The sequence below is a fragment of the Prevotella fusca JCM 17724 genome, from assembly GCF_001262015.1.
GTDB classification, from domain to species: Bacteria; Bacteroidota; Bacteroidia; order Bacteroidales; family Bacteroidaceae; genus Prevotella; species Prevotella fusca.
In genome coordinates this window covers 371,670-387,344 of the sequence record NZ_CP012075.1, presented here as the reverse complement: position 1 = coordinate 387,344, position 15,675 = coordinate 371,670, and the positions used below count along the sequence as shown (strand labels likewise).

The 15,675-nt window shown below is 41.1% G+C and carries 11 protein-coding genes and 1 pseudogene; 6 read left to right on the top strand and 6 right to left on the bottom strand.

Annotation, left to right across the window (positions count from 1 at the left end; genetic code table 11):
* Nucleotides 1-81: 81 nt before the first annotated feature.
* The 3 genes from ADJ77_RS08875 to cas1 all read left to right on the top strand — a co-directional run bounded on the left by ADJ77_RS08875 (nt 82) and on the right by cas1 (nt 9,397).
* Nucleotides 82-2,775: a valine--tRNA ligase gene (locus ADJ77_RS08875; protein ID WP_025079147.1), complete on the top strand. Its 2,694-nt coding sequence runs from the start codon at nt 82-84 to the stop codon at nt 2,773-2,775.
* A 1,431-nt stretch (nt 2,776-4,206) separates the two neighbouring features.
* Nucleotides 4,207-8,649, top strand: a complete 4,443-nt coding sequence (cas9, locus tag ADJ77_RS08870) for a type II CRISPR RNA-guided endonuclease Cas9 (RefSeq protein WP_050696304.1) — start codon at nt 4,207-4,209, stop codon at nt 8,647-8,649.
* A 13-nt stretch (nt 8,650-8,662) separates the two neighbouring features.
* A complete protein-coding gene (gene cas1 / locus ADJ77_RS08865) occupies nt 8,663-9,397 on the top strand; it encodes a type II CRISPR-associated endonuclease Cas1 (protein ID WP_050696303.1) in 735 nt (244 codons plus the stop codon).
* On the opposite strand, the gene ADJ77_RS08860 is transcribed toward cas1, so the two are convergent.
* The 6 genes and pseudogenes from ADJ77_RS08860 to ADJ77_RS13390 all read right to left on the bottom strand — a co-directional run bounded on the left by ADJ77_RS08860 (nt 9,394) and on the right by ADJ77_RS13390 (nt 13,612).
* Nucleotides 9,394-10,701: an IS5 family transposase gene (locus ADJ77_RS08860; protein ID WP_050696302.1), complete on the bottom strand. Its 1,308-nt coding sequence runs from the start codon at nt 10,699-10,701 to the stop codon at nt 9,394-9,396. The genes cas1 and ADJ77_RS08860 overlap by 4 nt on opposite strands.
* 112 nt (nt 10,702-10,813) lie before the next feature.
* Nucleotides 10,814-11,014 (bottom strand): annotated as a pseudogene (locus ADJ77_RS08855) (homocysteine S-methyltransferase family protein); the annotation flags it as partial.
* 10 nt (nt 11,015-11,024) lie between these two features.
* Nucleotides 11,025-11,504, bottom strand: coding sequence for an SsrA-binding protein SmpB (gene smpB / locus ADJ77_RS08850; RefSeq protein WP_025079274.1), 480 nt, complete (start codon nt 11,502-11,504; stop codon nt 11,025-11,027).
* Nucleotides 11,501-12,007, bottom strand: a complete 507-nt coding sequence (locus ADJ77_RS08845) for a DMP19 family protein (RefSeq protein WP_025079275.1) — start codon at nt 12,005-12,007, stop codon at nt 11,501-11,503. Before ADJ77_RS08845 ends, smpB begins: the two co-directional genes overlap by 4 nt.
* A gap of 398 nt (nt 12,008-12,405) precedes the next feature.
* Nucleotides 12,406-13,233, bottom strand: a complete 828-nt coding sequence (locus tag ADJ77_RS08835; protein WP_244148592.1) for an ISL3 family transposase — start codon at nt 13,231-13,233, stop codon at nt 12,406-12,408.
* Nucleotides 13,223-13,612, bottom strand: coding sequence for a transposase family protein (locus ADJ77_RS13390; protein WP_154663392.1), 390 nt, complete (start codon nt 13,610-13,612; stop codon nt 13,223-13,225). Before ADJ77_RS13390 ends, ADJ77_RS08835 begins: the two co-directional genes overlap by 11 nt.
* Nucleotides 13,613-13,660: 48 nt before the next feature.
* Here ADJ77_RS13390 and ADJ77_RS08830 point away from each other — a divergent pair, with 48 nt between their 5' ends.
* The 3 genes from ADJ77_RS08830 to ADJ77_RS08820 all read left to right on the top strand — a co-directional run bounded on the left by ADJ77_RS08830 (nt 13,661) and on the right by ADJ77_RS08820 (nt 15,664).
* Nucleotides 13,661-14,152: a hypothetical protein gene (locus ADJ77_RS08830; protein ID WP_082224155.1), complete on the top strand. Its 492-nt coding sequence runs from the start codon at nt 13,661-13,663 to the stop codon at nt 14,150-14,152.
* 304 nt (nt 14,153-14,456) lie between these two features.
* On the top strand, nt 14,457-14,786 hold the full coding sequence (locus tag ADJ77_RS08825; protein WP_154663376.1) for a transposase family protein: 330 nt from the start codon (nt 14,457-14,459) through the stop codon (nt 14,784-14,786).
* Entirely contained in the window at nt 14,735-15,664 is a 930-nt protein-coding gene (locus ADJ77_RS08820) for an ISL3 family transposase (protein WP_167336709.1), read from the top strand. Before ADJ77_RS08825 ends, ADJ77_RS08820 begins: the two co-directional genes overlap by 52 nt.
* Nucleotides 15,665-15,675: the final 11 nt, after the last annotated feature.

Sequence of the window (15,675 nt, the reverse complement as noted above, 5' to 3'; positions counted from 1 at the left end):
AAGATACACTTTTTAGGCGGATTTTTTGTACTTTTGCATCGCAATTTTAAAGATAATAAAGAAATAATAATATACGAGACAATGGAATTAGCAAGCAAGTATGATCCACAGATTGTGGAATCAAAATGGTACCAGTATTGGCTGGACAACAAGCTTTTCAGTTCTAAGCCTGATGGCCGTGAGCCTTACACCGTGGTTATCCCACCACCAAACGTAACGGGTGTGCTTCACATGGGGCACATGCTGAACAATACTATTCAGGATATTCTTGTAAGACGTGCCCGTATGGAGGGCAAGAATGCTTGCTGGGTTCCTGGTACTGACCACGCAAGTATTGCTACCGAAGCAAAGGTGGTGAACCGACTCGCTGAGCAAGGTGTAAAGAAGACCGACCTCACACGTGAGCAGTTCCTTGAACATGCATGGGATTGGACACACGAACATGGCGGCATCATCCTCAAGCAGTTGCGCCGACTTGGTTGCTCATGTGATTGGGACCGTACAGCTTTCACTATGGATGATACCCGCAGCGAAAGCGTTATTAAAGTATTTTGCGACCTCTATAAGAAGGGTTACATCTATCGTGGTGTACGCATGGTTAACTGGGACCCACAGGCGCAGACCGCTCTTTCTGATGAAGAGGTGATTTATAAGGATGAACATTCAAAGCTCTATCACCTTAAATATTATGTTGCAGAAGAAGACCAGACAAAGGTTGAACGTAAGGATGAAGGCAACGTAATGCACAAGGATGAGAAGGGCTACTATGCTGTAGTAGCTACTACTCGACCAGAGACTATCATGGGTGACTCGGCTATGTGTATCAATCCAGAGGATGTTAAGAATACATGGCTGAAAGGTCTTCGTGTCGTAGTTCCATTGGTAAACCGTGTGATTCCAGTAGTTGAAGACTCATACGTTGATATCCAATTCGGTACTGGTTGTTTGAAGGTAACTCCTGCTCACGACGTAAACGACCATGCGCTTGGTTTGAAGCACGGCTTAGAGACGATTGATATCTTTAATGATAACGGTACTATCTCTGAAGCAGCTGGCATCTATGTTGGTCAGGACCGTATGGATGTACGTAAGCAGATCTCAAAGGACTTGGAAGCTGCAGGCTTGATGGAGAAGGTTGAGGACTATGATAATAAGGTGGGTTACTCTGAGCGTACACACGTTCCTATCGAGCCAAAGCTCTCTACTCAATGGTTCTTGAAAATGCAGCACTTTGCTGACATTGCTCTTCCTCCTGTTATGGATGATGATATTGAGTTCTATCCAAAGAAATATAAGAACACTTACCGTCACTGGTTAGAGAACATCAAGGACTGGTGTATCAGCCGTCAGTTGTGGTGGGGTCATCGCATTCCTGCGTATTACTTCAAGGATGCTGAGGGAAAGAATGCTACCGTTGTAGCTGAAACTACTGAGGAAGCATTGAAGTTGGCACAAGAAATCAATCCTTCTGTTGCAGCTGCCGACCTTGAGCAGGAGAGTGATTGTATGGACACTTGGTTCTCAAGTTGGTTGTGGCCTATCTCTGTGTTCGATGGTATCAATAACCCTGACAACGAAGAGATTAACTACTACTACCCTACCAGCGACCTCGTTACAGGTCCAGATATTATCTTCTTCTGGGTAGCACGTATGATTATGGCAGGCTATGAGTATCGTGGCAAGTTCCCATTCAAGCATGTCTATTTCACAGGTATTGTACGTGATAAGCTCGGTCGTAAGATGAGTAAGAGTCTTGGTAACTCACCAGACCCGATCATGCTTATCGAGAAGTATGGTGCTGACGGTGTCCGTATGGGTATGATGCTCTCTGCACCTGCAGGTAATGATATCCTCTTCGATGAGACACTTTGTGAGCAGGGACGTAACTTCAACAATAAGATTTGGAATGCTTTCCGCCTCGTTCAGGGTTGGGATACAACTGATGCAGAGCAGCCATTGGCAAGTAAGATTGCTGTTGAATGGTTCGATGCTAAGTTGAAGGAAGTGAATGCAGAGATGAACGAGCAGTTCAAGAGCTATCGTATATCAGAGGCTTTGATGACAGTTTACCGCCTCTTCTGGGACGAGTTCTCAAGTTGGTACTTGGAGATGATTAAGCCAGAATATGGTAAGCCAATCGATAAGCAGACTTACGAAGCAACGCTGAAGTTCTTCAATGCACTGTTAAAGATGCTCCACCCATTCATGCCTTTCATTACAGAGGAGTTGTGGCAGCACATCTACACCCGTAAAGACAGCGAGAGTATTATGCGTGATGAACTCAAGCTCGATGCTCCAAGCAAGGATGAGTTGACTCTTATCGAAGCAATTGAGCAGGTTAAGGCGATTGTCAGCGGCGTAAGAACCGTACGTAACCAGAAGAACATTGCTCCAAAGGTTGAACTCGACTTGAACGTAATCGGTCAGAACAACTATGAGGCTTATAACAGTGTAATCATCAAGATGGCTAACTTGAAGGCTATTGAAGTGGTAACAGAGAAGAGCGGTGACGCATCTGGTTTCATGGTTGGCACCGACAGTTTCGCTGTTCCAGTGGGCGACTTGATTGATGTTACGGCTGAGATTGAGAAGCAAGAGAAGGAACTCAAGCACCTTGAAGGCTTCCTCGCAGGTATAAAGAAGAAACTTTCAAACGAGAACTTCGTGGCAAATGCCCCTGCAGCTGTTATCAAGCGTGAGCGTAAGAAGCAGAGCGACTCTGAGGAGAAGATTGCTACTTTGAAAGCAAGTCTTGCTGAATTGAAAAGCAAATAAGAAATCCAAGTAGAGGATTATAGAATAAGAGTAGGAAGAAGACTATCAGGTTTTCTTCCTACTTTTTTGTACCATTGCTTAGGAATCAACAGACAGCTAATACTGACAATATGGGTTATTTCACCTTGATACCACTGCTTCTGAAATGACTTTCGTCTTGAATGTAATATTCATGACAGCATCAATCTTCATCGTGTGCTGTCTGAAAAAGGAAAGTACAGTGTGTGGCTTATGCAAAATAAATTCATTGGGCTTGAACGCCATTGATGATTGCTTGCATCCAAACTAAGCACTAATTAACCTTCAAGTAAGCATCTATTGGATGACAATTAGTGCTTAATTAGGATTCTTCCGTTAAATGCATAGATTGCATCTATAAAGGCTTATACACTTGCATGGTATGACTATCCCAAAATAGATGGTCTTACAAAGGGGAACAAGTTACAAGATGTTATGTAGAAAAGACAAATAAAAAATTTTGTCTATCTACTAACAAGTTTTCCGTCATCTATAACCTATCCCCATACTAACCGATGTTTGTAAACTATTTTCGTGCGGCTCAAAACCAACACATGCTCATTTGGCTTTGAAAAGACGCCCAATTGACTTGCAATAGATGCCCTTTTGAGACCTTAGTAACGCCCTTTTGAAGTCTAATTAAGCACCTTTTCTTGCACGACTTTATAACCAACTGATTTACTGCTGGTTGCAAACTTGCTTTTTACACGTGTTTTTACCTTTATCTGTAGATGTTTTATCCGAAATTATGTCATGATTTTTCAATATCTTATCTGCAAGTTCTCGAAGCGTTAACATGAAAAGGTTTTCTGTGTCGGAGGATGATAATAAAGTAGACAGCCAAGACCGTCTTGACTATTTTTTTGTTTAATGAACAACTTCGGTTCTTCCGTTAAAGCTATACGAAAAGTGTACACGCATTTAACGGATAAACCTTAATTAGAGCCCAAATAGCCACCTTATTCTTGTGCTACGTTGTAATCATTTGATTAACTGTGTATTGTACGCCTTCTAAATAAATGTGTTTTATGCATATTTCCATACTAACAACGCACTTGTTTCTGCAAGGATATTTCGCACATCATTGTGATAGGGAGAATGTAGTCGTATGGAAACACAGAAATGCAAGTTGTAAGGAGTAACAACGGCTTACTTATATCGAGAAGGAACATTGCTAACAGACGCTTGACAGGTGATTGTTATATTTCTTTCTTAGTCTTTAGGAAATATTGACAATATACTTTGGTGATTAAAAAGATTAATAGTATCTTTGGCACTATAAAACAAAAAAAGAGCGAGTTGCCCCGCTCTGTTTGTTTTCACAACGGAATAATCCTTATTGTGACTTGCTTGAAAAAATCTTCTGCAAATATAGAAAGAAAATAACTAAGAACCAAACAAAACAAGAAAAAAATGAAAACAATTCTTGGATTAGACTTGGGAACCAATAGTATTGGTTGGGCTAAAGTCTGCGTTGACAACGACGGAAACTACCTGCGTGACATTAAACTTGGTAGTCGTATCATCCCAATGAGTCAGGACACGCTTGGCAATTTTGACAAGGGAGTGACAGATTCTCCGACGGCTGCACGGACAGGATTCCGAGGTGTAAGAAGAATCAGAGAACGTGCACTGCAAAGACGCGAACGCTTACACAGAGTGTTACATGTAATGAAGTTTCTTCCTCCACACTATGAAAATGCCATTGGATGGAATCGAGAAGAAGCCACAACGTATGGCAAGTTTCTTAATCATGGAGAGCCTAAGTTGGCTTGGGAGAAACAGGAGGATGGCTCTATGCGTTTCCTCTTTATGGATTCTTTCCATGAGATGATGGCTGACTTTGCTGAATCTCAACCAGGACTGGTTGCTGGCGGAAAAAAGATTCCTTTGGACTGGACACTTTATTATCTGCGTAAGAAGGCACTTACACAAGCTATCAGAAAAGAAGAATTAGCTTGGATACTGCTCAATTTCAACCAAAAACGCGGCTACTACCAGTTGCGTGGAGAGGAAGACGAAGAGAATCCAGCTAAACGTGAGGAATATCATGAACTGAAGGTTGTCAGCGTGGAGGCTGCCGAGGAAGGAAAAGGTGGTAACACGTGGTATAATGTTACATTAGAGAACGGCTGGATATATCGTCGACAGAGCAAGGTAGAACTGCATGACTGGGTTGGGAAAACCAGACAGTTTATTGTAACTACAGAATATGAAAAAGATGGAGTTACCATCAAAAAGGATAAAAACGGAGAAGTCAAACGTTCGTTCCGAGCACCAAGTGAAGATGATTGGGGACTGCGTAAGAAACGAACAGAAAGTCTCTTAGAGGATTCTGGCAAGACTGTTGGAGCTTTTATCTACGACCATATACTCTCGGAACCTACTGACAAAATCAGAGGTAACTTTATCCGTACTATTGAAAGAAAGTACTACAAGAAAGAACTGGAAGCTATCCTGCTCGAACAAACAAAACATCATAAGGAGCTAAAGGATCAAAATACGCTAATTGCCTGTATCAAAGAACTATATCAAAGCAACAAGCCTCATCAAGACAGTTTGATGAAAAAGGATATGACCTATCTTTTGATTACAGACTTAATTTTCTACCAAAGACCTCTAAAGAGCAAGAAGTCTCTGATAGCAGACTGCCCATACGAGTATTATGAATATACTATAAAGGAGACGGGAGAAATCAAGCGGCAAGGTATCAAATGTATCGCAAAATCAAATCCTTATTATCAGGAGTTCCGTTTATGGCAATTTATCATCAACCTTCGTCTTTTTGACAGGACAGATGATAAAGAAGTCACCTCTGAGTATTTGTCTTCTATGGAAGACTACACCAAGCTGTTTACATATCTCAACGACAGAAAAGACATTAATCAAGAGACCCTATTAAAAGACTTCTTCAAACAGAAGAAAGTCAAAATGGGTATGGAAAAGGAATTTCCTATTCGTTGGAACTATATTGAAGACAAAGAAAAGAAGTATCCTTGTAACGAAACACGTCACGAACTGCTTGCTGCATTAGACAAGGCTGGCATAGACCATAGTTGGTTAGATGATAAAGAACGATTCTACCGGCTTTGGCATCTTCTCTATTCCGTAGAGTCCAAGGAAGAAGCAGAAGGAGCTTTGAGAAAACTTAAAGATAATGATGACTTTGTAAACGCTTTCTTAAAAGTAAAGCCATTTAAGAAAGACTATGGTGCTTATTCCGAGAAAGCCGTAAAGAAGCTGCTGGCTATAATGCGTATGGGAGGTCTATGGAATGAGACTGATATTTGTGAACAAACAAGAAATAGGATTCAAAGCATCATAAAAGGGGAAATTGATGAGAAGATAAAAGAACGGATGGGTCGCACTTTCTGTCAATTATCCGACTTCCAGGGGCTTCCTGAATGGTTAGCATGTTATGTTGTATATGGCAGACACTCCGAAGCTACAGATATACAACGATGGACAAAGCCAGAAAACCTGATGGCGTATATCAATGGTTTCAAGCAACATTCACTTCGTAATCCTATCGTCGAGCAGTGTATCCTTGAGACCCTCAGAACAGTTCATGATATATGGAAAGAAGCAGGACATATTGATGAGATTCATGTAGAGTTAGGCAGGAGTATGAAGAGTACAGCTGACCAGCGTGCACGCATGTCTAAAAGTATTTTGCAAAATGAGAATACCAACCTGCGTATCAAGAGCCTCTTGATGGAACTGAAGAATGCAAAAGAAATCGAGAATGTACGCCCCTATTCACCAATGCAACAGGAAATCCTAAGAATATATGAGGAGGGAGCCTTGCAGGAATTAACGAAAGAAGATGCCCAATATCCAGAGATATCTAAGATTTCACAAATGGCACAACCTTCTGCCAAAGAATTACTTAAATATAGACTTTGGCTGGAGCAGAAGTATTGTTCACCATATACTGGCAAGCCTATTTCCCTGTCAAAACTATTCACATCAGCTTATCAAATAGAACATATTATCCCACAGAGCCGTTACTTTGATGATTCATTCACGAATAAAGTAATCTGTGAGACCGAGGTAAATCAACTCAAGAGTAATATGTTAGGCTATGAATTCATCAAGAAGCATAGTGGCGAGATTGTGCATTGTACGACTATAGGTGACGTAAAGATACTTGACGCAAAGGAATATTATAACTTCGTAACAGAGCATTATGCCAATAACAGGCGTAAAAAAGAGAAACTCTTGTTGGAAGATATACCGCAGGAATTCCTCAATCGTCAGATGAATGATAGTCGATATATCAGCAAGAAAGTGATGGCAATCCTTTCTAATATCGTACGTGAAGAAGATGAGCAAGAAACTAACTCTAAGTTTGTAGTTTCATGTTCTGGTGGCATAACAGACCGTCTGAAACAGGATTGGGGACTGAATGATGTATGGAACAGCATTGTTTACCCTCGTTTTGAACGCCTCAATAAACTCACCCAGACAGAAGCCTTTGGACGCTGGGAGAACAAAGAAGGAAAACAGGTTTTCCAGACATCGCTACCCTTAGAACTCCAGAGAGGCTTCAGCAAGAAACGTATAGACCATCGCCATCATGCTATGGACGCACTCGTTATAGCCTGTGCATCACGTAATATTATCAATTACCTCAACAACGAGTCTGCTAAAAGTCAAGAGCAGAGGGAGGACTTACGAAAGAAACTTTGCGACAAGAATCGTATTATACGTAAACCTTGGGAAACCTTCACTCAGGATGCTCGCACTGCTCTTGAGGATGTAGTAGTTAGTTTTAAGAATTATGTCCGTGTTATCAACAAAGCAACAAACTATTATGAGAAATATGATGAGAGTGGCAAGAAAGGAATGGCAGAACAGAAAGGGCAAGATATGTGGGCTATTAGAAAACCTATGCACAAAGAGACTGTGTTTGGGCAAGTCAACCTCCGACGCAAAGTTACTGTTAAACTGAAAGATGCACTTGAGAATATTCCTGCTATCTGCGACAAGGCACTACGTGACTATGTCAATGATTTAATAGCGAAAAAGTTCAATACGAAACAAATGCTAGCACACTTCAAAAGTATCAATTATCGGCTAAATATGAAATCTGTCAATAAGGTTGGCATTTGGGTTTTCAGTGACGAGAAAGAACCGATGGTTGCTACTCGCAAGGCTATCGACATTTCATTTGATGCTAAACGCATTGATACAATTACCGATACAGGAATACAACAGATTCTCTGCAAATACCTGAAGTCAAAAGGCAATGATCCCAATGTTGCTTTTACTCCAGAAGGAATAGCAGAAATGAATAAGCATATCATTGATTATAACAATGGTAAGCAACATCAACCTATTCTGAAAGTAAGAGTTTCAGAACCTAAGGGGGCTAAATACCAAGTGGGAGAAACTGGTAATAAAACAAAGAAGTTCGTTGAGGCTCAAAAAGGAACGAATCTTTACTTTGCAATCTATGAAGACAAAGACGGTAATCGATCTTACAACACCATTCCATTAAATGAGGTTGCAGAACGATTGAAGCAAGGTCTATCACCTGTGCCAGAGAAGAACGAAAAGGGGATTTCATTGAAATTTTATCTTTCACCTAATGATTTGGTTTATGTTCCAACAGAAGAAGAAAAGCTATCAAATGAATGCAAACTCAGCAAAGAACGAATTTATAAGATGGTTAGTTCGACTAGTAACGAATGTCATTTCATACCTTACACTACTGCAAAACCCATATATGATAAATTTGAGTACGAGGCTAAAAATAAAATGGGGCGTGCCTTAACTGGCGAAATGATAAAAGCTGTCTGTTGGAAACTTGAAGTAGACCGGTTAGGCAACATTCTTAAGATTATAAAGTAAAATCCTTTTGCTTATGATAAAGAAAACCCTATGCTTCAGCAATCCAATCTATTTAAGTTTGCGAAATGCACAATTAGTTTTGCACTTACCTGAAGTTGAAAGTAATAAAACATTGCCTGAAGCTATGAAAAAAGAAGCAGAACGTACCATCCCGATAGAAGATATCGGGGTGGTAATTCTCGACAACAGGCGTATTACCATAACCTCTGGAGTAATGGAGGCTTTGCTTGAGAACAACTGTGCCGTTATCACTTGTAACCCAAAAAGCATGCCCATAGGGCTACTTCTTCCTCTAAGTGGGAACACCATACAAAACGAACGCTTCCGCTCACAGTTAGAGGCTTCTCTACCTTTACGAAAACAACTCTGGCAACAGACTATAAAACAAAAGATTCTCAATCAAGAACATACATTGCGCATAAACACTGATAAAGAAACCAACTGTATGCGTGTATGGTCTAATGACGTACGCAGTGGAGACCCTGACAATCTTGAAGCAAGAGCAGCCGCCTACTATTGGAAGAATCTCTTTACAGAATATCCAAACTTTGTAAGAGACCGGGAAGGAATTCCTCCCAATAATCTCTTAAACTATGGCTATGCTATACTTCGAGCCATAATAGCCCGAGCATTGGTAGGAAGTGGATTACTACCTACTTTAGGTATCCATCATCATAACAGGTATAACGCCTATTGCCTTGCTGATGACATTATGGAACCTTATCGCCCTTATGTAGTCGTTCCTTAAAAAGCCCATTTTGTCGAAAAGTCAACCAAAACTGACTTTTCGATGATAGTTTTTGTAAAGCACAAAAGAGCTCTCATAGCTCTTCTGAAGTTATATGCTGCAGCTGCCAGCATTATATTCATAGCATCCCCTTTCACACCTTTATAAAAGTTGCGAGATAATCTGTAATCACTTTTAAGATGTCCTATGGTAGGCTCTATTCCTGCCCGCTTGCAAAACAGTTTGTGTTTCTTTTTCTTTTGATAGTAACTATCTTTGTCTTTAGGGGCTTGTGGTATGAGTATTTTTGTTGTTCCAACCAGATCTGTTCCTCTATATCCTCTGTCTCCTGCCAAGTTATCAATGCGCTTGCCTGTCATTCTTTCGGTTTGTTGTAAGGATGCTTCTATGGTATGCCCATCATATTCATTCCTAAAAGAAACGGCAGCAAGAATAATTCCTGATAGCGAACGGATAAAGGAAGCTTTGTTGCCAAACTCATACTTCTTATGTTCCTTACCCTTACTGATGCATTGTACTTCAGGCTCGTGAAGAGAATATATCTTATTACGACTGTTACGTTTTTGAGAAAGGACCTTATAGAAGAGCTCAAACATCTTTTCATAGCCTTTCCTGTCAGGAAGATTACGGTCAGGTTCTCTGACCAAACGACCGGCTATGGTGCGCAGACTCCGGTCAGCCTTGACAGCCTTCCTGTGACTCCTGGGGTGATTGCGAAAACGTTGGTTGCGAGAGATTGCTTTCAGTGTCCTTTGGTAGCTCTGACGTAAAGGAAGTTTCTTCTCACGAACGATTTTGAGCACTCGATTGATTATCTTTTTATGCAACTTCGCATCCGTTGGGTAAGTGATATTCTTCTCCTGTACCGTAGAATCTATAAAAGCTGTGTTAAAATGATCCTCATTATCATTCTCAGTATTGACACGGATGCTCTCAGCAAGAATGACTTCAATTCCTTCTTCGCCTATACGATTGCGGAAGTGAACCAAATCAGAAGCTTCGCAAGGTTCTTTAGGAAGAAACTCCAGTTGACCACAGAAATACTGATAATAAGCATTTTCACTCCACTGTAAAACAACACTTTCGTCAGAGATATTACGCAAGTGTTTCAAGATTAAAAGTCCGCACATCAAACGAATAGGATGCGCAGGGCGACCATTTGTACTACAATACAAACGAGAGAAGGAGTTTTCAAATCTACGCCAGTTGATTTTATTACCAAGCGTATAAAGGGGGTGATTGTGATTGAGCATATCCTCTAAGGAAGAGAATAATGATAATTGATTAGAGGTCCTTTTTAACATATATTTCTGCAAGTTTTATACTGTAAAGGTACAAAAACTTGCAGAAATATACAAATAAATAGAGAGATAATTAACTGTAAATCAGTATAATATAATGTATTTAAGGAACGACTAAATAGCGACGGTGGATGTCTTTTATTATATCAGGACGTGTAAGGTTCAACATGTCATTGTTACCTTGATAATTGAGCATCTGCAAAAGTTCAAGGTTGCCACGGAAATCCTTCTCCGTCAAGTCATATCCTTGAATCATGGTACCCATTGCACCATCCAGAATCAGAATCCTCTCTTTTATGTTATCCCTTAACCTCATCTTTCATCTTTTAATAATGTTTTCTTGCCCGATCCATTTCCCGCCGGTCTTCCTTTTCCTTCAGCGTCTGCCGTTTGTCATATTCCTTCTTACCCCTTGCCAATGCAATATCAACCTTTGCGCGCCCATTCTCATCTATAAAGATAAGCGTGGGGATAATAGTGTAGCCTGGAGTCTTCGACTCAGCTTCAAGATTGCGTATCTCTTTTCTTGTTAACAGGAGCTTACGGGGACGTTTGGCTTCATGGTTGGCGTAAGAGCCATAGAAATAAGGAGATATATTCATCCCCTGCACCCACATTTCACCTTTATTTATATAACAGTAAGAATCAACCAATGAAGCCTTACCGGCACGGATTGACTTAATCTCGGTACCAGTAAGAACAATTCCTGCCGTAAATGTATCGACAAAGAAATACTCAAATGAGGCTTTCTTGTTCCTTATCTGTACAGGTGATTTCTTCCGTCTTTCTTGTTGTTCCTTATTCATTCTTCAATTGTTGCGAAATACTCAATATGGTCATCAATATAAGCTGCTATCATTTCTGTCCAACGCTCCTCATTAACCACAAATTCATCATCAAACTCATCAAACTCAGGCATCTGCTCGTATAAAGCCATGAAATCTTCATCAGATTCTACTGCTTCAATCGCCTCATGATACTTTTCGTAATACTTCTTTCCATGACGGATATGTGTGTATAGTTCACGAACGCCCCAGTTACGCATAGCAACTGCAAAAGGATTCTTGAAGATAAATGCTCCATAACCATTGTATATCAGTTGGACATACCCACCATCCATCACTTCCTGATGAAGATAGCTCCATGCCAGTAACGTTATCTGGTCAGCACTGAGCTGCTGCATTGTTTCCAAAGCCAGTTTACCATCTATTGCTTTATCAATAGCATCAATGAAGACCTGGACAAAGCTATCCATTCCTTCTTCAACGGCTTTGCGTATATCGCTATCTTTTACTTTGACTTCTATCATTGCCATATCATTTTATTATCTATATGTGAGATTATGAACGAACTGGCAAAGAAAATTTGTTTTCTATTTGCCGAACGCAGCTTATTTTCTACAAAAATAATGCAAGTGAGAGCAAAGAAAACTTGTTTTCTATTTGCCGAACGTAGCTTATTTTCTGCAAAGATAACTTTTTTTTCTCGATAAAGTCTTTTTGATACATTATTTCTTTCGCATAAGCCTGAAGGCAGAACTATAAAGAGAAAGCAATAAGATGATTCTTTCAACGGCATCCCTCATTAATTCATATTGAATTCAGGGAAAGATACCATACGGTTGTACATGAAAAATACTTACATAACTTTAAAGGTTTATTGCTAAAAAAGCGATTAAAAAAGGGGTTCTGCTGGATTTAGTGTGAATTAACTTATGTCTAGCCCACCGTAGAAAAATAGAATAGCAATCCTGTATCTCTCGGCAGTTCCATATCCTCTGCCGATGGTCTTTATCTCTTGAATGGAGCCGTTGGTTCTTTCGGCTTTGCCGTTATTTGCACCTGTGACCATGGCTCTGACAATGCCTTTAAGGTGTCTCTTGAACATGAAGACCACCCCGTTGATTTCCTCTATGTTGTACCGCAATGCATCATCCATCCGGCGCAGCAACATTCCGTAAGTTTCCATGTCACCATGGTACTTGAGATGTAGGAGGTCACGAAAGAGTTCTTTGACTTTCCAAGCCTGCGAAACCTCATATTCCGCATCTTCAAGCTTGTTGAAACGAGCCTGGTCGTTGGTGGTATATTTGGACTGGTCCTTTAACCACAAATATTTGGTGTGTCTCAGTTCCGGGAAGTGCCTGACCTCACGTTTGCGAACTTTGTCAACGGCGTCGTTCAGATAGGTGACACAGTGGTACATGTCGTGGCAGTGGCTGGCGTTAGGGAAGTACTTCTTCGCTCCGTCAATGAAGGCGTCCCACATGTCCGTGCATACGGTCTTCACACCTGCCCTCTGCTCTTCAGTGAGAGCCTTGGAGCACAGATTCTCAACACTTTTCCTGGTGCGCCCGGTCTCTACTTCGATGACATTTCCTGTATCTCCGTCATAGAGCATACTCACATACTCATGCCCCCGTCGGATTGACTTCTCATCCATACAGACATGCTCATGGATGTGCCTGTCGTCACGCCGATTCAATCCCCGTTCAACAGCTCGCTGCATCACTCCATGCACTTGGTCAAAGGACAGGCGAAGAAGACGTGCAGTCTTTGTCTGATTCTTGGTGGACAGTAACGTTTCTACCGTTTTTTTCCATCAACCAAGACAGCCGGGAGTTCGGCATTGCCCACGGAACGGGGACGCTCTTGATCCCATCTCCATCCCGGTATCGGGGGACTCGGGCTTCAAGAATCGTCTTGTACTGCCACATGTCCAAGTGCCTCCAACTCCGTTCGTGGCGGAAGTCAAATATAGGGAATTCCTTCCCATCAACATGGATGGTGTCATGGCGATATTTGAGGGTGATGTGTATCTCATCAGCGGAGTCATCACATGTCACACGATCGATTTCCCAGTCATCATTGTTTTGGAGGAGCAGCTTGGTCAAGATGTCTTCTGGTCTCTTCATAATGACCACAAAGATACGAATTCCGCGCTGTTTTATGCAAGAGACGGCATGTTAATTCACACTAAATCCAGCAGAACCAATTTTATAGACAAGTCAGAAGGTACAACTTTTTCATTTAATGATACAACTGATAGTAAGAAATATTTTTATTCCCGTGTGGCGATAGACTACTTTAGAGAGAAACAAGGTACATTTGCAAAACGAAATGAATATATTTTAGTCAGTGAGGTGTATAAGTTACTTGATAAAATGGTTGATGCAGAAATAAAGAATCCTGATTTAATCCTTAATGGACCATTCTATGATTGTTCTGAAACAAATCAAATGCCCAGCACGGATAATGGATTTACTAGCACATACTATCTGGATACATTTTATAGACGAAAGGGACTTACTGGTAATGGACCAGTATCAGTTCATATCTTTATTATGCAGAATTATGATAAGATGGTAAAAATGATGATTTCGTATCATGACAAAGATTCACTCACTTTTAATAACCTCTTCCAGTCTATAAAAACCTTTAAATGGAATGAGTAAACAGAGATTTTAATCAAAATCTAAACAAGTTGTTAGAAAAATATTTTTGTTTTCTATATTGGTTAGTTTTATGTTACTATGAATAGTTTTCTTTATCATAGTAGACACAATAGGCATAAAATCTTTTAAAGATATTTGTTTGTATGTTAAATAATAAATCATGATGGTAATACTTAAAGAAATTGAGTTCTGTGAACACAAGGGCTATATGCGACATCATAAATATGGTTCTGCTGGATTTAGTGTGAATTAACATGCCGTTTCTTGCATAAAACAGTGCGGATTTCGTATCTTTGTGGTCATTATGAAGAGACCAGAAGACATCTTAGCCAAGCTGCTCCTCCAAAACAATGATGACAGGGAAATCGATCGTGTGACATGTGATGACTCCGCTGATGAGATACACATCACCCTCAAATATCGCCATGACACCATCCATGTTAATGGGAAGGAATTCCCTATATTTGACTTCCGTCACGAACGGAGTTGGAGGCACTTGGACATGTGGCAGTACAAGACGATTCTTGAAGCCCGAGTCCCCCGATACCGGGATGGAGATGGGATCAAGAGCGTCCCCGTTCCGTGGGCAATGCCGAACTCCCGGCTGTCTTGGTTGATGGAAAAAAAACGGTAGAAACATTACTGTCCACCAAGAATCAGACAAAGACTGCACGTCTTCTTCGCCTGTCCTTTGACCAAGTGCATGGAGTGATGCAACGGGCTGTTGAACGGGGATTGAATCGGCGTGACGACAGGCACATCCATGAGCATGTCTGTATGGATGAGAAGTCAATCCGACGGGGGCATGAGTATGTGAGTATGCTCTATGACGGAGATACAGGAAATGTCATCGAAGTAGAGGGCGGGCGCACCAGGAAAAGTGTTGAGAATCTGTGCTCCAAGGCTCTCACTGAAGAGCAAAGGGCAGGTGTGAAGACCGTATGCACGGACATGTGGGACGCCTTCATTGACGGAGCGAAGAAGTACTTCCCTAACGCCAGCCACTGCCACGACATGTACCACTGTGTCACCTATCTGAACGACGCCGTTGACAAAGTTCGCAAACGTGAGGTCAGGCACTTCCCGGAACTGAGACACACCAAATATTTGTGGTTAAAGGACCAGTCCAAATATACCACCAACGACCAGGCTCGTTTCAACAAGCTTGAAGATGCGGAATATGAGGTTTCGCAGGCTTGGAAAGTCAAAGAACTCTTTCGTGACCTCCTACATCTCAAGTACCATGGTGACATGGAAGCTTACGGAATGTTGCTGCGCCGGATGGATGATGCATTGCAGTACAACATAGAGGAAATCAACGGGGTGGTCTTCATGTTCAAGAGACACCTTAAAGGCATTGTCAGAGCCATGGTCACAGGTGCAAATAACGGCAAAGCCGAAAGAACCAACGGCTCCATTCAAGAGATAAAGACCATCGGCAGAGGATATGGAACTGCCGAGAGGTACAGGATTGCTATTCTATTTTTCTACGGTGGGCTAGACATAAGTTAATTCACACTAAA